The following is a 24,006-nucleotide window of genomic DNA, read 5'->3' on the forward strand; positions in this document are numbered from 1 at the left end:
CTGATTAACGCAGTGTCATCTTGTTATTTATGTGTTTTATTGCAATCGGCCTCACGTTGTTAATATGTTTTTATTGTGTTGCCAAATTGCTACAACTATGCTTGTATCGTTCATATATTGACCGCCAACCTTCTCCAGATTGAACGATAAAGGGAGGAACACGAATCATGCACAGCACCGCATCCGATGCCTTTATCAACAGCTGTTTGGCGACCATTACGCACCTGATCCCGGTCTCCGCCGGGGTGTTTTATCTGGTCGATCGCGACCTGCGGCCGGATCACTACATCCTGCACGGCATGCCCGATAAAACGCATCAGCAGTACCTGAACCACTTCCAGCAAATTGACCCGCTGCAGCCGGCCAATTTCCACCGGCAAGACATCACCATGGTCGGCATGAGCCCGGCGGCGATCGCCGGCAACCGCCGCTATTACCACGACTTTATGCTGCCGAACGACATGCGCGACATGACGGAGATTTTTATTCGCCAGCGTAAGCGCATCGTTGCCGGGGTGTCGTTGATCCGCGATACGCCGTTTACCGAAGTGGAGCGCGGCCGCCTGCGCGCGGTACTGCCGCTGATCGAGCTGGCGACGCGCGATCTGCTGCCCGACAGCGAGGCGCAGCTGCTGACCGCCAAAGAGCAAGAGATCGTCAACATGGTGCGCGAAGGCGCCAGCAATAAGCGCATCGCCCTGAAGCTGGGCATTTCGCTGTCTACGGTGAAAACCCATATGCGCAATATTTTCGCCAAAACCGACGTGGTGAACCGCACCGAACTGGTCGCCGGCGGTTTTCTCGCTCACGGTTAACGCCCGATAACGGCCGCCGCTGCCGGCGGCCGGAAAATAACGCCAGAACATATTCGCCATTTATGGCGCGGCTTCCCCCTGCCCGCAATCGGGCCGGGCGGGATATTTCATCGTCACTCAACGCTTGGGGAAAAGGTTTATGTCCAGTGATTCGGTTTCCGCGCCCGCCGTCGGCGCGGCGCTCCCCTGCCCACCGCGGCTGCTGACCGCCATTATCGTCTTCGCCGCCATCGCGCCGGGCATTCTGATGACCGCCCCCGCCGTGGCCGCCCAGCTCGCGACTCAGTGGCAGCTCGGCCCGGCGCAGATCGGCCACCTGTTCTCCACCGAACTCGGCGCCATGAGCCTGGCCACGCTGCCGGCGTGGTGGTGGATCGGGCGCATCAACTGGCGGCGGGTCGCTACGCTGTCGGCGCTGGTGTTTATCGCCGGCAACCTGGCTTCGGCGCTGGTGCAGGATTTCACCCTGCTGCTGCCGCTGCGCTTTATCGCCTCGCTGGCGGGCGGCACCCTGATGATCCTGTGCATCACCTGCGCCGCCGGCACCGCCAATCCCAGCCGGGTGTATGCCTTCTGGGTGCTCGGCCAGCTGGTGCTGGGCGCGGTCGGGCTGCTGGTGCTGCCGCCGCTGTTCGCGCACTTCGGTCTGATGGCGGTCTACCTGATTTTGGCGGCCATCATGCTGTGTTGCCTGCCGCTCATCCCGGCGTTCCCCAACGGTTTTACCGCCGCCTGCGCCGCCCGCAGCAGCCCCGCCGCCTCGCTGGCGCGCAAGCTGTGCGCCGTGCTGGCGGTGCTGACCTTTTACATCAGCCTGAGCGCGGTCTGGACCTTTATCGGCGGCATCGCCGCCGGCGCCGGGCTGTCGCCGGCCCACAGCGGCCAGGTGCTGGCCGTCGCCACCTTGCTCGGCATCGTCGGCGCCGGCGCCGCGGCGCTGATCGGCGCGCGCTTCAGCGGCGGGCGCCTGATCGTGCTGGGGTACGCCCTGCTGCTGGCCAGCGTGGCGCTGCTGACAGGCCAACCCCTGCTGCTGCGCTTCGCCCTGGCGGCCCTGCTGTTCAAATTCACCTGGACCTTCGTGCTGCCATTCATTCTGGCGCGGGTCGCCGGGCTGGATAACGACGGCAAGCTGATGAACGGCATCAACCTGGTGATCGGTGGCGGCATGGCCATCGGCCCGACGCTGGCCGGCTCTTTAATCGAATATTCCGGCGGTTTCAACGCTTTGCTGTTCGGCGCGCTGGGCTGCGCGCTGCTGTCGCTGCTGTTGATTTCGCTGGCTTCACCGCGCGCACCGCGCCGTATAACAGGAGGAGAAAGGTGAAAAGAACAACCGGTTTCTTGTTTGATGAACGCTGTTTCTGGCACAGCACCGGCCTGCACGCCACCACCCTGCCGGTCGGCGGCTGGGTGCAACCGCCTTCCGGCGCCGGCCACGCCGAATCGCCGGAAACCAAGCGGCGCATGAAGAATCTGATGGACGTGTCCGGCCTGTCGCGCCAACTCACCCTGCTGAGCGCCGAACCGGCGACGGAAGAAGACCTGCTGCGCATCCACCCCGCCCACTACCTGCAGCGCTTCAAACAGGTGAGCGACAGCGGCGGCGGCCTGCTGGGGGAGGAAGCGCCGCTGGGGCCGGGCAGCTATGAAATCGCCAAACTCTCCGCCGGGCTGGCCTGCGCGGCGGTGGAGGCGGTGCTGCAGGGCGAGCTGGATAACGCCTATGCGCTGTCACGCCCGCCGGGCCACCACTGCCTGCCGGATCAATCGATGGGCTTCTGCTTCCTGGCCAATATTCCCATCGCCATCGAGCGCGCCAAGGCCCGCTACGGCCTGGGCAAGGTGGCGGTGCTTGACTGGGACGTGCACCACGGCAACGGCACCCAGCATATCTATTGGCAGCGCGGCGACGTGCTGACGCTGTCGCTGCATCAGGACGGCTGCTTCCCGGCGGGCTATTCCGGCGAACAGGATCGCGGTGAAGGCGCCGGGGCAGGCTGCAATGTCAACGTGCCGATGCTGGCCGGCGCCGGCGACGACGGCTACCTGCACGCGATGCGGCGCATCATTATCCCGGCGCTGGAAAAATTCGAGCCGGAGCTGATCATCGTCGCCTGCGGCTACGATGCCAACGCGCTCGATCCGCTGGCGCGCATGCAGCTGCACAGCGACAGCTTCCGCGCCATGACCGCGCTGGTGCAAGACGCCGCCGACCGGCTGTGCGGCGGCAAGCTGGTGATGGTGCATGAAGGCGGCTACGCCGAATCCTACGTGCCGTTCTGCGGACTGGCGGTGATGGAGCAGCTGAGCGGCGTGCGCACGGAAGTGCAGGATCCGCTGCTAGAGTTCATCCAGCAACAGCAGCCGCGCGACGCCTTCAATCGCTTCCAGCGCGAAGCGCTCGACGAACTGGCGCGCCAGTTCGGCCTGTAATCCCCTCTCGAGCGGGCGCCGCATCCGGCGCCCCTGACAAGCTCGCCGCCAGCCGCTACGCTGAAGGGCAACCCTACCACCATGAGAACAATAACATGTCCGAACAAACCGTCAGCTTTATCAAAGGCCGCCACGGCGACATCGCCTTGCACGACTGGGGAAACGACAAGCCGCGCTATCTGGCGCTGCTGGTGCACGGCTACGGCGAGCATCTCGGCCGCTATCAATACGTGGCGCGCACGCTGCAGGCGCAGGGGGCGCGGGTATTCGGCCCCGATCATCTGGGCCACGGTCTGTCGCAGGGCGAGCGCGTGCTGATCGAGGATTATGACGCCGTCGTCGACGACGTTCAGCGCGTGGTCGAGCATCTTCGCCAACAGTATCCGACGCTGCCGCTGGTGGTGATCGGCCACTCGATGGGCGGCATGATCGCCACCCGCTACGTGCAGCGCTATGGCGAGGAGGTGCGCGCATTGGTGCTGTCCGGCCCGCTGCTCGGCGACAGAACGGCGATTTCCGATCTGGCCGAGTTGCCGACGATCCCCGACGCGCCGCTGGATACCGCCACCCTGGCGCGCGATCCGGCGGTTGGCGCGGCCTATCAGGAAGATCCGCTGGTGTGGCACGGGCCGTTCAAACGCCCCACTCTGCGCGCCATGCAGCGGATCCTCGCCGCCATCAACGCCGGGCCGGGGTTCGGCGCGCTGCCTACGCTGTGGATCCACGGCGACGACGATCGGCTGGTGCTGATGAGCGAAACGCAAACCGCGCTCGATCGTCTGCAGGGCGACGATTTCGAACGGATGATCAACACGGGCGGGCGGCACGAGAGCTTTAACGAAACCAATAAGGATCAGATCCTCAAGCGGGTAACCGACTTTATTGCGCGGGCGTTAGGTTAAGGCGCTCCCCCTCGGCATTCAGCCTGCTGAGGGGGGCATGACGGCATCAGCCCTCGACGATGGCGAGGTAGTGTTTGACGAAGCGATCCGAGGTGATGTCCCAACGCACCGGAGTGCCTTTCTCGACGAACCAGGAATCGCCGGCCTGATAGTGCACCGACTCGCCGGTGCGTTCGTTGGTCAGGGTGGCGCTGCCTTCCCACACCGTGGCGTGCTCGGCGAACGGGTACTCCATCACGAAGCTGCCGCGGGTGCAGCTGAACACGCCGCAGTTCAGGTTGTCGGTCGGTTCGCCGAAGATGCTGGCCACGCCGACGTTTGGCGTGCCGGCGATCACCGTGGCGCCCAGGTTGCTGACGCTGCCGATCTCCAGCAGTTCCGGCAGCGGTTGTTTAAGCAGTAACGGTTTCATGTCATTCTCCTCTGAGGGTTAACGGCGGCCTTTCCAGTAGCCGGATGTCTGGTGCCAAACCTTACCGGCGGTGGTCATCACCCGCCGCAGCTTGTCCTTGCCGAAGATGTTGACGTGCGGGATCGAGCTCATCAGATCGTAGCGATCGGATCCTTCGCTCATGCCCTCCGCCAGCACCTTGCACACGATGTGGCTCGGCGTCACGCCGAAGCCGGAGTAGCCCTGCACGTAAAACACGTTGTCGCGATCCGGCAGCGTGCCGATCTGCGGGAACAGGTTGGCGCTGCAGCACAGCGGGCCGCCCCAGGCCAGATCGATCTTCACGTCTTTCAGGTACGGGAACACCTTCAGCATCAGGTTGCGGTTCCAGGCCTTGAGATCCGACGGGAAATATTCGATCAGGCGGGTAGCGCTGCCGAACAGCAGCCGGTTTTCGTTGGTCACCCGGTAATAGTCGATCACCGGGCGAATGTCGCTGTAGGCGCCGCGGATCGGGCTGATCTGACGGATCAGATCGTCAGACAGCGGCTCGGTGGCCAGCTGGAAGGCGTAGGTGTTGATGGTCTTGCGGTAGATCTGCGGCTCCATGCCGTTGAGGAAGCCGTTGCAGGCCCACAGCATTTTGTTGGCGCGCACCGAGCCCATGGCGGTGCGCACCGTGATGCGCGGCCCGTATTCCACGTTGAGCACGCTGCTGTTCTCGAAGATTTTCACCCCGTAGCCGCTCAGCGCCTTGGCCTCGCCCAGCAGCAGGTTGAGCGAATGCACGTGGCCGCCGCCCATGTGTTTCAGCGCGCAGGTGTAAGCGTCGGAGCCCACCACCTGCTTCACTTCCGCGCCGGTGTAGAGCTCGATCTCCTCTTCCGGCGCCACCGCCCTGAACTCCTTCAGCCAACCGCGCAGGGTCTTCTCCTGACGCGCGTTGCTGCCGAGATAGCCGTAGCCGAAACAGAAATCGGCGTCGATGTCATATTTCTTGATGCGCTCGCGGATAATGCCGGCGCCGAGGTTGCTGATCTTGAAGATAGTTTCCAGCCCGGCCGGGCCGACGTGGCGTTTGATCTTCTCCAGATCGTGGCCGATGCCGGCCATCACCTGGCCGCCGTTGCGCCCGGTGCCGCCGTAGCCCAGATAGCGGCCTTCGAGGATGGCTATGTTGGTGATGCCCTTCTCCGCCAGCTCCAGCGCGGTGTTGATACCGGAGAAGCCGCCGCCGATGATCACCACGTCGACGTCCAGATCCTCTTCCAGCGTCGGGAAGCGCAGATCGTATTTTTTGGTCGCCGCGTAGTAGGTTAAGGACTCGATTTCGTTGTTCACTGCCGCACTCCCGATTGCCTATGCCATGACATCGGATTATCGGGAGCCGTGGGATTGTCCGCTATGTCCCCTTAGGGACATTCGCTACAAAAAATTAACATTCACGCGCTGCGCCGCTGCGGGGCGGTCAGCAGCAGGCTGAACAGTTCGGCCTGCGAGCCGATGTTCAGCTTGCCGTAGATGTTCTTGCGGTGATTTTTTACCGTGCCGAGGCTGATGAACAACCGGTCGGCGATCTGCTGCGAACCGCAGCCGGCGAGGATCAGATCGACGATCTCGCGCTCGCGCGGCGTCAGCAAATAACGCGCCTGCGCGCCGTCGTCGTTCACCGTGTCGGCCTCGGCCGGTGCCGCCACCACTTCGCCGTGCAGCCGCGCCACGCTTTTCACCAGCGTCAGCGCGCTGCGCAGATCCGCCCGCTGCGGGTAACGCACCGCCACCGTGCGGCGCGCCGAGCCGAAAAATACCCCCAGCCCGCGCTCCGGCGTCAATTGCAGCAGCACGCCGGCCTCGTCGTGCCAGCCGGTCTTGCGATAAAAGTTACGGTAATAGTCGCTGTGATAAAACCCACAGGGTGCCAACTGGCGCAGCGTCAGCACCTCGCCTTCGCCGCCGTCGTTCAGCGCGCGGTAAAACGGATCCTGCAGGTAGGCGCCCTGCTGGTAGATCTGGTTGACCGCGTCGCTGTTTTCCCGCTCGGTTTTGATCAGGCAGCGCGGCGGCCGGCCGCGTTCGAAGGCATAGACGATGGCGTTGTCGAAGGCGAAAAACCCTTCCAGCCAGTTCAGCAGGCTGGGATAAAAACGCGGGCTGGCCACCGCATCGATCACCGCAGACAAGCGTTCAACCTGAATATCCATACCCGCCTCGCCATTATTAATACATTAACAATCTACCGATTTCGGATGGGGTTGGCCGCATGACGGCCGGTACTGTTAAAAAAAGCATCCGCAGCGCCGAAATGCAAGAGCGCGATCGTTTACATGTTAAACAACTCACAGGTTGCCGCGGCGGGGAAAGCGGTGGCCGCTCCGCGCCCGCTGGCTTATGCTGTGGCATCGCGCCCCGCAACGCCGTCAAGGAGACCTCATGTCCGTCAGCCATATCATCGCCAACCGCCAGACCTGGTTCGGCCACGGCAGCATCCAACAGCTGCCGCCGCTGCTGCTGGCCGATCCGCAGCCGACGCTGCTGTTCAGCTGCCGCTCTTTTCTCAACGGCCCGGTGTACGCCGGCCTGAGCGAGTCGCTGACGCCGCTGTTCATCGGCACCGAGATCGTCAGCCACGAGGCGTCGCCGCAGGAAATCGACGCCTGGGTGGCGCGCTGGCGCGGCCAGGCGCGGCGCGTGGTGGCCATCGGCGGCGGCAGCGTGCTGGACGCCGCCAAGGCGTTCTCCGCGCTGGTGGAGCACCCGCTGCCAACGCTGCGCTATATGGAAAAGGTGGGCGACAGCAAAATCAGCGGCGCCACCCTGCCGCTGATCGCCATTCCCACCACCGCCGGCACCGGCAGCGAGGTGACGCAGAACGCGGTGATCACCGATACCCAGGTCAGCAAGGTGAAAGCCTCGCTGCGCCATAACAACTTCGTGCCGCACACCGCCATTCTCGATCCGCAACTGCTGGCGGGCGCCCCGGACAAGGTGCTGGCCTACTGCGCCATCGACGCCTTCACCCACCTGTTCGAGGCCTATCTGTCGAAAACCGCCGGCGCCATGACGCGCGACATGTCGCTGAGCGGCATCCGCCACTTCCTCGCCGCCTGGCCGGCGCTCAACCGCAGCGACGCGGCACGCGAGGCGATCATGCAGGCTTCCTACCTCGGGGGGCTGACGCTGAGCGCCGCCGGGCTGGGGGTCATTCACGGCATCGCCGGCGAGATCGGCGCGCTGCGCGACTACCATCACGGCCAGGTCTGCGGCCGCCTGCTGCTGCCGTTCCTCACCCTGCTGGAAAGCAGCGAACAGCCGCAGCAGCGCGCGCTGATGGCCGAGCTGGCCGCGCGCCTGTACCCGCACTGGCAGGGCAGCCCGGAGAGCTACCTGACCGATTTCATCACCCGCCACGCCATCGCGCCGTTCTGGCAGGACGATTTGCCGATTTCCGGCCAGGAATTGGCGGTGGCGTTGGAGAAATCCAACAGCAAGAATTCCTGGATCGACTATGCGCCGGCGCAGCGGCAACGGATGATCGAAGAGGCGTTTCGCGTCGAATGATTATATAATCAGATCAACGCACTAGCAGGAGTAAGGAAATGGGCATCATCGGCTGGATCTTCGCCGGCATCGCGGTCGGCATCCTGGTCGGCGCGCTGATCAGAATCTTCGGCAAGAAGAAAGAGCAGTAAGCGTCACGCTGTTCCGTGGGCCGCCAGCAGGCACTCATGGAACAGCTTCACCACCCGCTGCGGCACCGGCGAGCGGCGCAGCACGCTGGAGTATTCGCAGTGGTAGCGGAACAGCGCCGGTTTGATCGCCCGCATCATATTCTGCGCCACAAAAAACGCCGCGTAGTGATCCGGCAGAAAGCCGACGTATTTGCCGGAAAGAATTAACGTCGCTATCGACTCCTGCGCAAACCCCGTCGCCTTGCGATGCAAATGTTGCTGCAGGCTCAGTTCCATATTCGGCGAATGATAGCCTAATCCGGCGAAGGCATAATTGTGCAGCAGATCCCAATTTAATGTTTCATGGGGGCCGGAAAATAATTCATGCTGTGCGCCGCAATATAAGAACATCCTCTCACTGAATAACGAATGATAAGATAAACTTTCTGCGCTGCGGTGCATGGGAATAACCCCAACCTGAAATTGCCCGTCAATAACGCCGCGTTCAATGGTATTAATCGGCTCCACATACATTTGCAAAGAAACCTCCGGCGCGCGCTCGCTGAATAACGCGATGGCCCGGCCGATCTGCGCCTGCGGATTACTGACCGTATGGTCGAATATCGCCACGTGCAGCTGCCCGCCCATGCGCTGGTGCACCTCGTCCACCCCGCGCCGGAACGCCTCGGTGGCCGCCAGCAGGTTGACGGTTTCCTGGTAGATAATCAGCCCCTCGTCGGTGACCGCAAAGCCCTCGCGCCCACGCAGGCACAGCGTCAGGCCCAGCCGCTGCTCCAGATCCTTGATGTGCTTGCTGATGGTCGACAGGCTGATATTCAGCTCCAGTTCGGCGGCGCTCATGCCGCCGCAGTCGACTACGGCCTTGAATACCCGCAGCAAACGCAGATCCATATCCGACAATTGTCCCAGCAACGCGCGCTTTTTTACTTGCATAAAACCTTAAGTAAGTTTCGACATATGATTATTCACAGTAGAGAACAAGCGGTACATAGTCAATTTCGCACAACAATTCGTTAACAACTCATTTTATTTAATTAATCGCACTTATTTTCCTGCCCGGAGGAAAACATGGCCGCTGAAAATTATTCGCTTAATCGTCTCGATGCCGCAGGGTTAGAAGCCCATTGGATGCCTTTTACCGGCAACCGCAATTTTAAAGCGCAGCCGCGCATCATTACTCAGGCCGCAGGGGCGTATTACACCAGCCACGACGGCAGAAAGATTTTCGACGGCCTGTCCGGATTGTGGTGCTGCGGATTGGGGCACGGCCGGCAGGAAATCACCGACGCCGCCCAGCGCCAACTGGCGACGCTGGATTACTCGCCGGCGTTTCAGTTCGGCCACCCGCTGTCGTTCGAGCTGGCCAACAAAATCAAAGCGATGACGCCGGCGGGGCTGGATTACGTGTTCTTCACCGGCTCCGGCTCGGAAGCGGCGGACACCTCGCTGAAAATGGCGCGCGCTTACTGGCGCGCCAAAGGCCAGGCGGGCAAAACCTGCTTTATCGGCCGGGAAAAGGGCTACCACGGCGTTAACTTCGGCGGCATCTCGGTCGGCGGCATCGCCGGCAACCGCAAGACGTTCGGCGCCGGCGCCGAGGCGGATCACCTGCCGCACACCCTGCTGGCCGGCAACGCCTTTTCGCGCGGCATGCCGCAACAGGGGGCGGAGCTGGCGGATGAGCTCAGCCGCATCATCGCGCTGCGCGACGCCTCGACGATCGCCGCGGTGATCGTCGAACCGTTCTCTGGCTCCGCCGGGGTGATCGTGCCGCCGGTCGGCTATCTGCAGCGCCTGCGCGAGATCTGCACCCAGCATGACATTCTGCTGATCTTCGACGAAGTGATCACCGCCTTCGGCCGCTGCGGCGCGATGACCGGCGCCGAGGCGTTCGGCGTCACGCCGGACATCATGAACATCGCCAAACAGGTGACCAACGGCGCGCAGCCGATGGGCGCGGTGGTGGTGCGGCCGGAGATCTACCGCACCTTCATGAACGGCGGCGAGCCGGACTACCAGCTCGAATTCCCGCACGGCTACACCTACTCCGCTCATCCGGTCAGCTGCGCGGTCGCGCTGGCGACGCTGGACATCCTGCAGCGCGAACAGATGGTGGAGCGCGTGCAGGCGCTGGCGCCCTATTTCGAGCGCGCGGTGCACAGTCTGCAGGGGGCCAAACACGTCGCCGACATTCGCAATATCGGCCTGGCGGCCGGCATCACGCTGGCGGCGCGGCCCGGTGAACCGGCGCGGCGCCCCTTCGAGGCGGCGATGCGCTGCTGGGAAAGCGGATTTTACGTGCGCTACGGCGGCGACACCCTGCAGTTGGCGCCGCCGTTCATCAGCAGCGAGGCGCAGATCGATGCGCTGATCAACGCCATCGGCGACGCCCTCAACGCCACCGAATAAGGAGAGAATCATGACCATTACCCATTGGATCAACGGCGAGCCCGCCACCGGCGGCGAACGCAGCCAGCCGGTTTACGACCCGGCCACCGGCCAATCGGCGCAGGAGGTGCAGCTGGCCGACCGCGCCACGGTGGAGCGCGCCATCGCCGCCGCCGAACAGGCCTATCCCGCCTGGCGCGATACCCCGCCGCTGAAACGCGCGCGCATCATGATGAAGCTCAAGGATCTGCTGGAGCAGCATGCTGACGCCGTCTGCCAATTGATCACCGCCGAGCACGGCAAAGTGCTCAGCGACGCCCTGGGCGAACTGCAGCGCGGCATCGAGAATATCGAATACGCCGGCTATGTGCCGGAACTGCTGAAGGGCGAACACAGCAAAGAGGCCGGCCCAGGCATCGACAGCTGGAGCGAGTTTCAACCGCTGGGGGTGGTGGCGGGCATCACACCGTTCAACTTCCCGGCGATGGTGCCGCTGTGGATGTGGCCAATGGCGGTCGCCTGCGGCAACACCTTCGTGCTGAAGCCTTCCGAGCGCGTCCCTTCCGCCGCGCTGTATATCGCGCGGCTGGCGGCGGAGGCCGGGCTGCCGCCGGGGGTGCTCAACGTGGTCAACGGCGATCGCGAAGCGGTGGAGACACTGCTGCATGACGGGCGCATCAAAGCGATCAGCTTCGTCGGTTCGACGCCGGTGGCGGAGCACATCTATCACACCGGCTGCGCGCAGAACAAACGGGTACAGGCGCTGGGCGGCGCCAAGAACCATGCGGTGGTGCTGCCGGACGCCGATATCCCCGGCGCGGTCGGCGCACTGATGGGCGCGGCGTTCGGCTCCTGCGGCCAGCGCTGCATGGCCATCCCGCTGGTAGTGGCGGTGGGTGAAGGCACAGCTGAAGCGTTGATCGCCGGGCTGCGGCAACAGATGGCCGCCATGCGCGTCGGCCCCGGCAGCGACAACCGCAACGACATGGGGCCGCTGGTGACTCAACAGCATTATCAGAAGGTGAAAGGCTATATCGATCAGGGCGTGGCCGAAGGCGCCGAGCTGCTGGTGGACGGCCGCGAACTGCGCGTGACGGACGCCGACGGCCGCCCCAGCCAGGGGTATTTCCTCGGCCCGACGCTGTTCGATCGCGTGACGCCCGGCATGCGCATCTATCAGGAGGAGATCTTCGGCCCGGTGCTTGGCGTGGTACGCGCGGCGTCGCTACAAGAGGCGATGGCCTTGATCGACGCCCACGAATACGGCAACGGCACCTGCCTGTTCACCCGCGACGGCGAAGCGGCGCGTTACTTCTCCAGCCGCATTCAGGTCGGCATGGTGGGGATCAACGTGGCGCTGCCGGTGCCGGTGGCCTACCACTCGTTCGGCGGCTGGAAGCGCTCACTGTTCGGCGATTTGCACGCCTACGGCCCGGACGCCGTCAGGTTCTACACCAAACGCAAAACCGTGACCCAGCGCTGGCCAGCCTCCGGCGACGCCCGGCGCGCCAGCTTCAGCTTCCCGTCGGGGCAGGGGTAACACATAAGAACAATAAACTTCCGGGGAGCAAAGCTCCCCGGCATTTCGCGCGCTCCATTTGATTCCTGCGTACAGCCTGTGCAGCAAAACAATAATTCACTCACACGTTAATGGAGTCGTTACCCATGCAAGAGTCCGCCCCTGAACACACCTTCAAAGGCAATCTCAGCGTCCTCGACGTGGTGATGATCACCGCGTCCGGCGTGACGCCGGCCAGTTCGATCTTCGTCATCGCCCCGCTGGCGATCGCCAGCGCCGGCAGCGGCGCCTTTCTGTCGTTTCTGATCGCCGCCTGCGTCGCCGCCACCATCGCGCTGTGCTATGCCGAGCTCGGCGCCGCGCACCCCAGCGCCGGCGGCGAATACAGCATCATCAAACGCCTGTTCGGCACCCTGTGCGGGTTGCAGACCTACCTGTTTATTCTCAGCGCCGCGCTGTTCGTGCCGGCGGTGCTGGCCACCGGCGCCGTGCCCTATCTGAATACCGCACTGGGCACCTCATTCGACGCCTCCACCGCCGGCATGATCACCGTGCTGATCGGCGGCGCCTGCGCCATTTTCAACATCAAGGCCAACGCCCTGCTGACCGGCGCCTTTCTGGTGGTGGAAGTGGCGGTGCTGGCGCTGATCGCCTGGCTCGGTTTCAGCCATCCGCATCAAAGCGCGGAGATCCTCACCGCGCCGGTGATGCTGGACGCGCAAGGCAGCCTGGCGCCGGTGTCGCTGCCGCTGATCGTCGCCATGGTCGGGGTCGCGCTGTTCTCCTACAACGGCTACGGCGCAGCGGTGTACATGGCGGAAGATATGCGCGAGCAGGGCAAACCGATGGCGGTCGCGATCATGCTGACGCTGGTCATCGTGGTGCTGGTGGAGCTGGTGCCGTTCACCGCCCTGCTGATCGGCTCGCCGTCGCTGACGGAGATGGCCAAACAGGCCGACCCGGTCGGCTATGTGGTCACCCAGCTCGGCGGCCCGACGCTGGCGCGGGTGGTGAGCGGCGCGATTTATCTGTCGGTGTTCAACGCCATTATCGCCATCGTGGCGCAGTTCAGCCGCATGATGTTCGCCAGCGGGCGCGACGGCTTCTGGCTGCCGGCGTTCAACCGGGCGCTGAAAATCATCCACCCGCGTTTCGGCACCCCCTGGATCGCTACCCTGCTGTTCGGCGTGCCCTCGGCGCTGTTGGCGTTTTGCTCCGATCTCGAATCGCTGACCTCGTTCACCGTGATCCTGCTGCTGCTGGTGTACATCATCATGGCGGTGGCGGCGCTGATCAGCCGCCGTCGCCGCCACTTCCATCACCCGTACCTGATGCCGCTGTGGCCGCTGCCGGTGCTGGCGGCGCTGCTGTGCTGCCTGTACGTGCTGTGGACGATTTTGATCGCCAGCAGCCTGAAAGACTTTATTATCATTGCCGGCATCATCGGCTTCGGGCTGGCGCTGAACCATCTGCGCGGCCGCCAGACGGCGCCCCTCGCCGCCCCCTCAATAGAAGGAGAATAACCATGACGCAGCGCGCTCAGGATCTGGGCATCACCATCGGCCAGGGCACGCCCGGCCCGCTGAACGCCATCACCGACGTGCCCGGCGTGCGCGTCGGCCATGCCAGCCTTCATGCCGATTTGGCGGACGGGCGCAGCGTGCGCACCGGCGTGACGGTGATCGAACCGCGCCCCGGCTCCGCCCGCCACGCGCCCTGCTTTGCCGGCGTGCACGTGCTGAACGGCAACGGCGACGCCACCGGCCTGGAATGGGTGCGCGAAGCGGGGCTGCTGACCAGCCCGATCGCCTTCACCAACACCCACAGCGTGGGGGTCGTGCGCGATGCGCTGATCGCGCTGGAGCGTGAAACGCTGCCCGCGAGCGACAACGCGGTGTACTGGAATATGCCGGTGGTGATGGAAACCTTCGATGGCCTGCTCAACGACATCAACGGCTTTCACGTCAAGGCCGAGCACGTGCGCCAGGCGCAGCAGGCGGCCCGAGGCGGCTTGCCGCAGGAAGGCGCGGTCGGCGGCGGCAGCGGCATGATCTGCCATGAATTCAAAGGCGGCAGCGGCACCGCATCGCGCCGCTTGCCCGCCGATCAGGGCGGCTGGACGGTGGGCGCCATCGTGCAGGCCAACCACGGCAAGCGCGAGTCGCTGCTGGTCGGTGGTTACCCGGTGGGCCGCCACCTGGGGCATATCCCCTCGCCGTTCACGCCGCAGTTGCCGCATCCCGGCATGGGCTCCATCGTGGTGGCGCTTGCGACCGACGCGCCGCTGCTGCCGCACCAGTGCGCGCGCCTGGCGCAGCGCGCCAGCATCGGCATCGCCCGCACCGGCGGCGGCACCGAGGATTCGAGCGGAGATATCTTTATCGCCTTCGCCACCGGCAACGACGGCCTGCCGCCCGCCGACTACGCCAATAAAGGCGATTTCACCACGCCGCTGCGCATGGTGAACAACGACTACATTTCGGCGCTGTTCGCGGCGGCGGCGGAAGCGGTGGAAGAGGCGATCGTCAATGCGCTGCTGGCGGCCAATAGCGTCAGTGGCAACGGCCATCGGGCGGAAGGGTTGAGCGCCGAGCAACTGGTGACGGCGTTGGAGAAGGCCGGCTGGCGGCGGTAAACAACGCGGGGCGCGGGTTAACGCGCCCTGACCGTCAGGATTCGCCGCCCGGTTTGGGCGTCGGGTAATCGTAATCCAGCTTCAACGGCTCGGCGTAGACGCTGTCCCACAGCTGTTGGTACAGCCTGTCCAACCGCCCGCTCATCGCCGCGCTGTGCAGCACCAGCTCCAGATTGCGCGAGTTGTCCAGATAGCCGCCGGTCCAGTTGCTGGTGCCCACCCAGGCAATCTCATCATCGATGGTCATCAGCTTGCTGTGGATCACGCGGGCAAACGGGATGAAGCCGCTGCTGGCCGGCGGAATGGTCACCACCTTGATCTGCACGTTCGGCACCAGCGCCAGGCTCTTGAGCCAGGCGATATCCGGCTTTTTGGTGTTCCAGTTGGCCACCATCAGCTCGATCTGCACGCCGCGCGCCGCTGCGCTGCGCAGCGCATTGTCGATCACCGCATAGAAGGGGCGGCTGCGCTCCGGGCCAAACGACAGCGGCGCGTAGTCCATCACCTGCACCCGCACCCGCCGTTTGGCGTCGGCCAGCAGGCGCGGCAGCTCGGCCTGCGAATCGAGCACGCCCGCCGGATTGTAGGCGCGCGGGCTGGCCACCAGATAGTTGCCCTGCGGGGGCGCGGTCGGCGGCGAATCGGGCAGCGCCGGCACCGGCTTATCCTGCGCCAGCAGCGCCTGCGCCTGCCAGTCCTGTTCGAAGATCGCCTGGATCTGCCCCACCACCCTGGCGTCGCTGATGCGCAGCCCGGTTTCGTGAATATGCTCCAGCGCGCGCCAGTCGAAGTTCTGGCTGCCGACAAACGCCTGTTCGCCGTCCACCAGCAGATACTTGGCGTGCAGGATGCCGCCGCTCAGCTTCTGGTAAGGAATGATGCGCAGCTCCAGATTGGGGATCGCCTTCAGCTGTTCCAGCGTCTCGGCGGTGGAGTTGCGGATGCCTTTCTCCTCCATCAGGAAGCGGATTTTCACCCCGCGCTCACCGGCCGCCTTCAGGCGCTGCAGCACGCCGTCCAGCAGCGAACCGTCCTGATTCGCCACGTAAAACTGCCCCAGGTCGATGCGGGTTGTCGCCGCGTCGAACATCTCGCGCCACACCTCAGCGGTGTTGCGCAGGTCGTCGGCCTGCAGCGCGGTTTCTACCGGTGCGGTATACACCAGCTCGTAACCGGGAATCGCAAAACGCGCCGCAGCGCTCTGGCTCAACATCAACAAACAACCGCCCCACAATGCCGTATAAAGGCGGCCGAACGGCCGCCGTGTTGGATGGCCATTAGGCATAGCGCGGCGCCCCGCTGTCAACCCATTGTTCGCCGCTGCCGCTCTCCGGGCGGCTGGCCGGTTGACCGGCGCGGATCAGCAGCACCTTCAGCAGCTCGTTGATGCGCTCCATGCGGCTCTGCAGGAAGTTGTTGGCCACCAGGCACAGCAGCGCGATGGCGATGCCGAGGCCAGTAGCGTACAGCGCGGTGCCCATCCCGGCGGACACCAGGCTCGGCTCGGACACCCCCGAGGCAGCCAGCGCCTTGAAGGTTTCGATGATCCCCATCACCGTGCCGAGCAGCCCCAGCAACGGCGCGGCGGTGACCACGGTTTCCAGCAGCCACAGGCCGCGCGCCATCGGCGGCTTGCTCAGCAGATACTGGGCGTCGATCAGATCGCCGATCGCCTCGCGATCGCCGGCGCGGTGTTTCTGCGCCAGCACCGGCGCGATCACCGCCATCGGCAGGCTGTTGCGCTGGGTCAGCTCGTCCGGCAGATCGGCCGCGCGGCGCACCTCTGGCGTCAGCGCCTGCTCCAGCCGACGCGCCTGGCGCTGGGTATAGGCGAAGTACAGCGTGCGTTCGATGATGATCACCAGCGCGATCGCCAGCGCGGCGTACATCACGTAGAAAATAATGTCGTGCAACAGATTGGCGTCCATACAGGGTTCCTCTTCCCCGCCGCCGGGCAGGCAGCGGGGCATTCAGTTAAAAGGTGGCTTCCAGCGAGACGCTGAAGGTGCGTTCTTCGCCGACGTTGTAATACGGGGTGCTGGCCTTCACGCCGCCGTAGGGCGCCGCGTTGAAGGTGGTGGTGCGCACCGAGGTCAGGTATTCCTTGTCAAACAGGTTGCTGATGCCAAAGCGCAGCGCGGCGCTTTTGACGATTTTCTTGTCCACCGGCAGATGCACCCCCGCCGCCAGATCGAATACCGTGCGGCCGCCGATCTTCTCGTCGTTGGTCAAGTCGCCGTAGAATGCGCTGACGTACTTGCCGCTGACGCTGCCGTAATACAGCCCGTCGTCATAACCCAACGTCATGTTCAGCAGGTTTTTCGGCACGTTCGGCACCTCTTTGCCGGAGGTCGGCAGCGGCTGCCCGCCGTTGCTGACGATGTCGTTCTTCTGCTTCGATTGGGTATAGGTATAAGAGGTGTAGTAGTTGAAGTTATGCGGCAGTTGGCCGCTCCACTCCAGCTCCAGCCCTTTGTTCTCCACGTTGCCGATATTCATCATCTCGTAGTCGCCGGCCGCGTTGGTGGTGGAGATTTGGCGATCGCTGTAGCGCATGTAGAACAGCGTGGCGCTCAGCAGCATGTCCTCTTGCTGGAAACGCCAGCCCAGTTCGTGGTTCCAGCTCAGCTCCGGCTTGGTGCTGAGCGAGTCGCCGACGTTGTACAGCACGTAGTTGGGCGGCGTGCGCATGTTGCGCGTCAGGTTGTAGAACACCTGGTTTTCCTGGTTCACCTTATAGCTGGCGCTAAAGTTCGGCAGGAATTCGTGATAGGTGGCTTTGCGCTTCTCCGGCACGTTGTACAGGCTGCCGCGGTTGTCCCCTTTACGCTCCACGTACTGATAGGCCAGGCCGCCGACGAAGGTCCAGTCCGGTGTGGCAAACCAGGTGTCCTGCAGCCACACTTTCTGTGCCGGGGTGATGGTGTACTGGTTGCGCCCCTGCACGGTGTTGCCGTTGGCGTCCTTCACCTGATCGGAACCGCCGGGTTTCCCCCAAATCTGTGACGGGTTGCCGTCGCCCTTGATGCTGATGAACGGCTGAGTCTGCAGTTGGCGCGCGCGCTCGTACCAATAACCGACGTCCAGGCTGTGCTGATCGTTAATGTCCCACTTCAGCTTGGTGGTGATGCCCGGCCGCCAGGTCTGGGTCCACGACGGGCGGTAATAGGTGTTGGACTGCAGGTTGCTGAGGTCATACTGCCCGGCTCTGTCCGACGTGCTGGACAATACCGACGCCGTCTGGCCGTTGAAGCTGCCGCCGTTGCCCCAGTAGTAATACGGCTGCAGGGTCAGCGACAGGTTGTCGCGCAGCTGCAGTTTCTGGGTGAACGACAGCGTAAAGTTCTCGAACGGGTTGCGTTCAATCTTGTAATACTTGTTCAACTGCCCTTTGCTGTTGTACTCCGGCGAGGTGACATAATCGGTGTCACGGCCGTCGTTTTGGAACTGCGCCTTGCTCAGGGTGTTGTAGTTGGTGTTGTTCTGGCGGTTGTACTTCATCACCAGATTGCTGCTGTTGCCGTTGCCGTCTTCATAGAGCGAATTCATCTCGAACTTGTCGGAGTACAGCCGCCCCTCGCCGCGCCATTTCTTCGCCTCGGTGTGCGAATAGGAGAGCCAGTTGCTGAAGCCGTTGTACTCGCCGGTCTCCAGGCGGGCGAAGGTTTTGCTCAGGCTGTTGCTGCCCAGCGTCTGCTTGACGAAACCGCCGAAGTCTTTCGCCGGGCGGCGCGTCACCAGGCCGATGTTGCCGCCGCTGGAGCCGATGTGCGGGCCGTCCGCTTCGGAAGACCCCTGGGTGACGAACACCTCCTCCAGGTTTTCCGCGTCGCCCAGCAGGTTCGGGTAGACCGCGTAGTTGCCGGAGTCGTTGATCGGGATGCCGTCCATCGACAGGCCGATCTGATCCGAGTTCATGCCGCGCATGGTGTAGTCCACGCCGCTCAGGCCGCTGGCGTCGTTGCTGTTGACGTTCAGGCCCGGCGTGTATTTCAGTTTATCGATGGCGTTGGCCGCCGACGGCATTTTGTCCATCGCCTCTTTGGTGACGGTGGAGCGCGCCTTGGCGCTGTCGTCCTGCACCATCATGCCGCCGCCGAGCGACTGCCCCTTGACGCTGATGGTGCCGACATCGGTGGCGTCGGCCGCCAGCGCGGCGCCCGGCAGCATCGCCGACATCACCGCCAGATAGATCCCAGAACGATTAAACGATTTCATTGTGTGCATCCCATAAAAATCAAACGATTAACCCTTGCGCTAAGGCGCCTGATAATTGAACGTCGCGGTAAATCTTTTGGTTGTTTGCCCGGCGAACGCCTCGCTCGGGAACGGCTTTACTGAACTGATGCTTTGCAGGCTGCTCATCGCCGCGCGATTCAGCAGCATGCTGGCGGCCTTGTTGGCGATGCCGGAAGAGAGCACCCGCCCGCTGCGATCGACCTCCAGCCACACCTCGACGTTGCCCTGCGGGCGCTCGAGCGAGGCCTGCCGCCCGCTCGGGTAGCGCTTGCGCTGTTCCAGCTCACGGCGCAAGGCCAGCAGGTAGCCGTTTTCTATCGCCTGCGCGTTCACCTTCGGCGCCGCGGGGGCGGCCGGTGCGGGCTGCGCCGCCGGTTTGCTGACCAGCGCGCGCGGTGCGGCGGGCGCCGGCGTCGGTTTAGGTTTCTCTACCGGTTTGGCTTTCTCTTTCACCGGTTTGGGCTTGGGCTTTGGCTGTGGCTTCGGCACCGGCTTGGCTTCCACGATCGGTTCCGGCGCCGGCACCACCGGTTCGGGGATCGGCTCCGGCTCGGGCGGCGGCGGTTCGGGCTGAGGCTCCGGCGGCGTTTCCGGTTGGGGTTCCGGCGCCGGTTCAGGCTCCACCAGCGCCAGTTCGATGGCGGTTTCGTCGTAGCGCGGCTGGATCTTCAGCGCCGCCTGTTGGCTGGCGAACAGCAGGCAGCCGGCGACAATCAGCGCCGGCAACCAGCTGAAAAGATGACGTGAGCGATAGAGCAGATACATGTCACAGCTTCCGTGTCGCGATGGAGACGGAGAAGAAGCCGCCCTGGCGCAGGTTGTCCATGACCGCCACCAGCCGCTCGACCGCCACGCCTTTATCGCTGTTGACGATGATGGTGGTGGTCTGGTTGGCCTGCTGCTGTTGCTTCAGCGTGTTGACCAACGCGTCGAGCGCGATCGGCTGGCCATCCAGCTGCAGCTGTTCGTCGGCCCCCAGCGTGATGATCGCTTTCTTCTGCGGTTTCAGCTGTTGCGCGCTGCCGGCGGACGGCAACTGCGTTTTCAGCCCGAGCGCCGGAATGACGTTCAGGCTGATCAAGACGAAAAACACCAATAAAAACATCATCACGTCGATCATCGGGATCAGTTCGATGTGCGCTTTGTTCTTTTTCGGTTCGTTCCAGTTACGCATGACACTCCCTCCAAAAGCGAAGCAGCCAATATAGGAGGGGTTTGTTTACCTTTTGTTACGCTTGTGTGATCTTATTTTCACAGTGGAGATTTTTTGCGAGAATTTTTTCAATGGCGGGCAATAAATGCGGAGATATAACTCATTAATTAGCGATAGTTTTTAATGGAATAATTGCAATGTGGGCCTAACGCCGTGCGGATGACGAGACAATAAATGTGAAAATAGTGACAAGCTGCGCCAACCGGTGGCAGCTTTGCCTCTCACCTCCCAGCGATATCTGCTATTTTTCCCAAGAAAATTCCCAATCCCCCTCTTTAAAACACTCGCCAAAAATAAATGCGACTATATTTAACCAAATAACACCCTTCATTGAATGGAATATTGCCAATTAAATGGCAGCCGTTATATTTTTAAAGTGAAATAGCTCTACGGTGTTATTTTAGAATTTAATTAAACCCACTAAGTCACCCTTTTATTTATAAGGATTGTATATGAAAGTACTTAGTCAATATGAAGAACAGTACGTTAGCGGTGGCGATCTGAACGCGGCCTGGGATGGGCTGTTGGACGGCGCCATGACCGGCGCGCTGATTGCAGGTAAATCCGCAGGCGCAGGCGGCTTTATTGCCGGTGCGGTCGGCCAATTGGTCGGCACCATTATCGGCGGCGTTGCAGGCGGTGTGGGGCTGGGTCTTTATGGCCTGACGCATACGCAGCAGGAAGTGGCCGACTACGCGAAACATTTCCGCGAGACTATCGGCTCCACCTCGACCTCGGTCGGCGGCAGCCTGTAAACATGAATAAATAGTCACCCTTGCGGTGGCTATTTATTTTATTACAGCACCGTCCCTAATGTCGCGCGCTGCGCTCTTTATGGTTATGGCATCCCTGTATTTTTTCAAACCTGATGTTATCGCACCGGTATTCAATTGAGAAACCATCCACGGGCTGAAAGCGAATGGCGTTAATTTTACCGCCGCCATTAAGTTATTGAGATCGACCCACGCATAATCCGCCACTTCATCCGGATTAGCGCAGAGAGCGCCTTTACAATACGCGGCAAATACCGGGCAAACCTCATTCTCCATGATGCCGGACACGTCGGTCGCCTGATAACTGAAGGCGTCGCTCAGCAGCGTTATCTGCTCGACTTCCGTGCCCAATTCAACCTGAGCGCGACGTATAACGGCCTGCGCCAGCGCCTCTTGCGGCAGGGGATGCCCACAAAAAGAATTGGTCCAGACCCCCGGCCAGGCGATTTTGCTCAACGCGCGCCGGGTGACCAACACTGCACCCTCGACAGTAAACAGGTAGCATGAAAAAGCCAGATGCAGCGGCGTATGCCGCGTGTGGATCTGATCTTTGGGCGTCGTCCCGCAGGGCTGCCAGGCGGCGTCAAGCAGAACGACGTCTTCATTTTTCATCATTGGTATTTCCATGAAAAGGCGGGCTTTTCCCCGCCTGCGGTTTCATTTCCTCAGAAGAGGAGGAATGGTCGGCACTTCCGGCGCATTATCGATATCCTGCTGAGTCATGCGAAACTCGGGCGGATAATGCTCCCGTTCCGTTCTGCGAGCAGGTTCGGTATTACGCCAGGTATAAAGGCAGTGTTGACACTGGTATACCGTCCACACGCCCTTGACCGGTGAATGCGCCATGACGTCTATCTGTTTATCGGCACAACGAGGACAAATCATAGGAACTCCTTAATGACGGTTAGCCAGCATGGCGGTTAATTTATCCACCCACAGGGCAGTTTCGGGTAAATCCTTGACCGGCTGGCTGTAGTGGCCGCGCGTATCCGGAGCCACCGGCGTGGTCGCGTCAATGATGAGTTTGTCCGTGATCCCCGCCGGGCTGGAGCCGGGATCCAACTCCAGCACCGACATATTCGGCAATTGTACCAAATCGCCGGCCGGATTGACCTTGGCGGACAGCGCCCACATAACCTGCGGCAGGTTGAAGGGATCGACATCCTCATCGACCATGATCACCATTTTCACATAGCCCAGCCCATGCGGCGTGGTCATCGCCCGCATCCCCACCGCGCGCGCGAAACCGCCGTAACGCTTTTTAGTGGAAATGATGACGAGCAACCCATGGGTATACATCGCATTAACCGCCTGCACTTCCGGAAACTCGGCTTTCAACTGCTGATACAGCGGCACACAGGTGGCCGGCCCCATCAGGTAGTCGATTTCTGTCCAGGGCATGCCCAGATACAGGGATTCAAAAATCGGCCGCGAGCGGTAAGAAACCTTATCGATGCGCACCACCGTCATGTTGCGGCCGCCGGAATAGTGCCCCGTAAATTCGCCGAACGGGCCTTCAATCTCGCGCTTGCGGCCTTCAATCACCCCTTCAATGATGACTTCGGAACCCCAGGGCACATCAAAGCCGGTCAAGGGGGCCGTCGCTATCGGGTACGGGCTTTCACGCAGGGCGCCGGCCATTTCATACTCCGACTGATCGTATTTGAGCGGCGTCGCCCCCATCAGCGTAATGATCGGGTCATTGCCCAGCGTAATGGCGATAGGCAGATCCTCGCCGCGCTCTTCTGCTTTATGCAGATGCAGCGCGATGTCGTGCATCGGCACGGGCTGCAGGCCCAGCTTACGCTTGCCCTTCACCTCCATGCGATAAATGCCGACGTTTTGCTTGCCGAAGTGGGTCGGATCTTCAGGATCGCGGGAAACCACGCAGGCCTTATCCAGGTAGAATCCACCGTCGCCGTCGTTTAAGCGAAACAGCGGCAGGATCTCAAACAGATTAATCTCCTCACCGTTGACCTCGTTCTCGGCCCAGGGCGGATTATCGCGACGTTCCGCTGAGACGGGAAAATGATCCCAGCGGCGAATATACTCATCGATTTGCTGCTTCACCGGCGTGGCCGGCGGGAGCCCCAGGGCTATGGCGTGATTCTGCCATGACCCGATGGTGTTCATGACCACATGCGCGTGTTCAAAGCCTTTAATGTTCCTGAATGCAATGGCGGGGGCGCCCTCACCCATTCTGCCTGTGGCGTTGGCTGCCGCGGCGATATCCGGTTCCGCCTGAACCTCCTCGGTAATATCGAGTAATTGTCCGGCCTCATCCAGCGCCGCTAAATAACTTCGCAGATCGTCATAAGCCATATTTAACCTTCCTCGGTGTCAGTGGTTTTTTTGCTATTTTCTTTTAGTCCTGCCCAGCGCTTTGCCCGGCGATGATCAAGACCAAATTGATCCAGCACGCGTGCGACAATATGATCGGTAACGTCATCAATATGAGTGGGGTGGTTATAATAAGCGGGCATGGGGGGAACCAATGACACCCCCAATTTCGAGAGCGCGAGCATATTTTCCAAGTGAATAGTGCTCAACGGCGTTTCTCTGGGAACCAACACCAACTTCCGCCCTTCTTTGATAATCACATCCGCCGCTCTGCCAATAAGCCCTTCTGCATAACCGGCTCGAATACCCGCCAACGTTTTCATACTGCAGGGAATAATGATCATGCCGTCCGTATGAAAAGAACCTGAAGAGATCGTGGCGGCCTGATCGGCAGAACCGTGCGTCACGTCGGCCATCGCCATCACGTCATGCACGGTGAGATTTGTTTCGAGTTCAATGGTCGTTTTGGCCCACTTACTCAAGATCAAATGCGTCTCTATGCCCTCCATGTCTTTTAGCGCCTGAAGCAACGCCGTACCCAGCGGCGCCCCGGTCGCGCCCGTCATCGCGATCACTAATCTCATGCAACACCTCACAAAGTTCGCATACGAACGATTTATCAAATCTAGTCCCGAGATAGCGATAAAACAAGTGGGCAATATGTAA

23 protein-coding genes are annotated in these 24,006 nt (G+C 62.0%); 10 read left to right on the forward strand and 13 right to left on the reverse strand.

Annotated elements, in window-relative coordinates:
* Positions 1-167: 167 nt before the first annotated feature.
* The 4 genes from ACJ8QF_RS19460 to ACJ8QF_RS19475 all read left to right on the forward strand — a co-directional run bounded on the left by ACJ8QF_RS19460 (position 168) and on the right by ACJ8QF_RS19475 (position 4,153).
* Positions 168-815 carry a helix-turn-helix transcriptional regulator gene (locus ACJ8QF_RS19460; protein ID WP_004933198.1) on the forward strand — a complete coding sequence of 216 codons (648 nt, stop codon included), beginning with the start codon at positions 168-170 and terminating at the stop codon, positions 813-815.
* 139 nt (positions 816-954) lie between these two features.
* Entirely contained in the window at positions 955-2,142 is a 1,188-nt protein-coding gene (locus ACJ8QF_RS19465; protein ID WP_131165179.1) for an MFS transporter, read from the forward strand.
* On the forward strand, positions 2,139-3,251 hold the full coding sequence (locus ACJ8QF_RS19470) for a class II histone deacetylase (protein WP_088381217.1): 1,113 nt from the start codon (positions 2,139-2,141) through the stop codon (positions 3,249-3,251). Before ACJ8QF_RS19465 ends, ACJ8QF_RS19470 begins: the two co-directional genes overlap by 4 nt.
* A gap of 95 nt (positions 3,252-3,346) precedes the next feature.
* Positions 3,347-4,153, forward strand: coding sequence for an alpha/beta hydrolase (locus tag ACJ8QF_RS19475; RefSeq protein WP_004933205.1), 807 nt, complete (start codon positions 3,347-3,349; stop codon positions 4,151-4,153).
* 46 nt (positions 4,154-4,199) lie between these two features.
* Here ACJ8QF_RS19475 and ACJ8QF_RS19480 read toward each other — a convergent pair whose 3' ends face one another.
* The 3 genes from ACJ8QF_RS19480 to ACJ8QF_RS19490 all read right to left on the reverse strand — a co-directional run bounded on the left by ACJ8QF_RS19480 (position 4,200) and on the right by ACJ8QF_RS19490 (position 6,745).
* On the reverse strand, positions 4,200-4,565 hold the full coding sequence (locus ACJ8QF_RS19480; RefSeq protein WP_004933207.1) for a cupin domain-containing protein: 366 nt from the start codon (positions 4,563-4,565) through the stop codon (positions 4,200-4,202).
* Between the two features lie 18 nt (positions 4,566-4,583).
* Complete coding sequence (locus tag ACJ8QF_RS19485) at positions 4,584-5,885, reverse strand: NAD(P)/FAD-dependent oxidoreductase (RefSeq protein WP_015376516.1); 1,302 nt, start codon at positions 5,883-5,885, stop codon at positions 4,584-4,586.
* A gap of 101 nt (positions 5,886-5,986) precedes the next feature.
* Positions 5,987-6,745, reverse strand: coding sequence for a response regulator transcription factor (locus ACJ8QF_RS19490; RefSeq protein ID WP_442537771.1), 759 nt, complete (start codon positions 6,743-6,745; stop codon positions 5,987-5,989).
* A gap of 229 nt (positions 6,746-6,974) precedes the next feature.
* On the opposite strand from ACJ8QF_RS19490, the gene ACJ8QF_RS19495 reads away from it, so the two are divergent.
* Entirely contained in the window at positions 6,975-8,102 is a 1,128-nt protein-coding gene (locus ACJ8QF_RS19495; protein WP_154870160.1) for an iron-containing alcohol dehydrogenase, read from the forward strand.
* Positions 8,103-8,236: 134 nt separating this feature from the next.
* On the opposite strand, the gene ACJ8QF_RS19500 is transcribed toward ACJ8QF_RS19495, so the two are convergent.
* Positions 8,237-9,166 (reverse strand): LysR family transcriptional regulator, encoded by a 930-nt coding sequence (locus ACJ8QF_RS19500; RefSeq protein WP_442537772.1) that lies wholly within the window; start codon positions 9,164-9,166, stop codon positions 8,237-8,239.
* A 135-nt stretch (positions 9,167-9,301) separates the two neighbouring features.
* On the opposite strand from ACJ8QF_RS19500, the gene ACJ8QF_RS19505 reads away from it, so the two are divergent.
* From ACJ8QF_RS19505 to ACJ8QF_RS19520, 4 genes are all read left to right on the forward strand, one after another.
* Complete coding sequence (locus tag ACJ8QF_RS19505; protein ID WP_280630961.1) at positions 9,302-10,642, forward strand: aspartate aminotransferase family protein; 1,341 nt, start codon at positions 9,302-9,304, stop codon at positions 10,640-10,642.
* Positions 10,643-10,652: 10 nt separating this feature from the next.
* A complete protein-coding gene (locus tag ACJ8QF_RS19510) occupies positions 10,653-12,161 on the forward strand; it encodes a CoA-acylating methylmalonate-semialdehyde dehydrogenase (protein WP_280630962.1) in 1,509 nt (502 codons plus the stop codon).
* A 125-nt stretch (positions 12,162-12,286) separates the two neighbouring features.
* Entirely contained in the window at positions 12,287-13,663 is a 1,377-nt protein-coding gene (locus tag ACJ8QF_RS19515; protein ID WP_099032681.1) for an APC family permease, read from the forward strand.
* Positions 13,664-13,665: 2 nt separating this feature from the next.
* Entirely contained in the window at positions 13,666-14,775 is a 1,110-nt protein-coding gene (locus ACJ8QF_RS19520; RefSeq protein ID WP_075684777.1) for a DmpA family aminopeptidase, read from the forward strand.
* Positions 14,776-14,809: 34 nt separating this feature from the next.
* Here ACJ8QF_RS19520 and ACJ8QF_RS19525 read toward each other — a convergent pair whose 3' ends face one another.
* From ACJ8QF_RS19525 to ACJ8QF_RS19545, 5 genes are read right to left on the reverse strand one after another with little or no spacing between them, the layout of a single operon-like run.
* A complete protein-coding gene (locus ACJ8QF_RS19525; RefSeq protein ID WP_154870165.1) occupies positions 14,810-16,060 on the reverse strand; it encodes a phospholipase D-like domain-containing protein in 1,251 nt (416 codons plus the stop codon).
* On the reverse strand, positions 16,053-16,703 hold the full coding sequence (locus ACJ8QF_RS19530) for a MotA/TolQ/ExbB proton channel family protein (protein WP_004933236.1): 651 nt from the start codon (positions 16,701-16,703) through the stop codon (positions 16,053-16,055). The genes ACJ8QF_RS19525 and ACJ8QF_RS19530 overlap by 8 nt, the downstream gene beginning before the upstream one ends.
* A 46-nt stretch (positions 16,704-16,749) precedes the next feature.
* On the reverse strand, positions 16,750-18,993 hold the full coding sequence (locus ACJ8QF_RS19535; protein ID WP_131165174.1) for a TonB-dependent receptor family protein: 2,244 nt from the start codon (positions 18,991-18,993) through the stop codon (positions 16,750-16,752).
* 39 nt (positions 18,994-19,032) lie between these two features.
* Complete coding sequence (locus tag ACJ8QF_RS19540) at positions 19,033-19,779, reverse strand: energy transducer TonB family protein (protein ID WP_033636946.1); 747 nt, start codon at positions 19,777-19,779, stop codon at positions 19,033-19,035.
* Position 19,780: 1 nt separating this feature from the next.
* On the reverse strand, positions 19,781-20,188 hold the full coding sequence (locus tag ACJ8QF_RS19545; protein ID WP_004933244.1) for an ExbD/TolR family protein: 408 nt from the start codon (positions 20,186-20,188) through the stop codon (positions 19,781-19,783).
* A gap of 491 nt (positions 20,189-20,679) precedes the next feature.
* Between ACJ8QF_RS19545 and ACJ8QF_RS19550 the strand changes: the two genes are divergently transcribed.
* On the forward strand, positions 20,680-20,982 hold the full coding sequence (locus ACJ8QF_RS19550; RefSeq protein WP_004933246.1) for a DUF5862 family protein: 303 nt from the start codon (positions 20,680-20,682) through the stop codon (positions 20,980-20,982).
* A 33-nt stretch (positions 20,983-21,015) separates the two neighbouring features.
* Here the strand turns inward: ACJ8QF_RS19550 and idi are convergent, their stop codons facing one another.
* Genes idi through ACJ8QF_RS19570 form a run of 4 tightly spaced genes read right to left on the reverse strand, consistent with a single transcriptional unit; the run spans position 21,016 to position 23,924 of the window.
* A complete protein-coding gene (idi, locus tag ACJ8QF_RS19555) occupies positions 21,016-21,615 on the reverse strand; it encodes an isopentenyl-diphosphate Delta-isomerase (protein ID WP_351107506.1) in 600 nt (199 codons plus the stop codon).
* A 42-nt stretch (positions 21,616-21,657) separates the two neighbouring features.
* Complete coding sequence (locus ACJ8QF_RS19560) at positions 21,658-21,885, reverse strand: non-oxidative hydroxyarylic acid decarboxylases subunit D (RefSeq protein ID WP_004933250.1); 228 nt, start codon at positions 21,883-21,885, stop codon at positions 21,658-21,660.
* Positions 21,886-21,894: 9 nt separating this feature from the next.
* Complete coding sequence (locus tag ACJ8QF_RS19565; RefSeq protein WP_015376505.1) at positions 21,895-23,322, reverse strand: non-oxidative hydroxyarylic acid decarboxylases subunit C; 1,428 nt, start codon at positions 23,320-23,322, stop codon at positions 21,895-21,897.
* Between the two features lie 2 nt (positions 23,323-23,324).
* Positions 23,325-23,924, reverse strand: coding sequence for a non-oxidative hydroxyarylic acid decarboxylases subunit B (locus ACJ8QF_RS19570; RefSeq protein ID WP_048325974.1), 600 nt, complete (start codon positions 23,922-23,924; stop codon positions 23,325-23,327).
* Positions 23,925-24,006: the final 82 nt, after the last annotated feature.

The sequence above is a fragment of the Serratia sp. CY81684 genome (assembly GCF_052166595.1).
GTDB lineage: Bacteria > Pseudomonadota > Gammaproteobacteria > Enterobacterales > Enterobacteriaceae > Serratia > Serratia nematodiphila.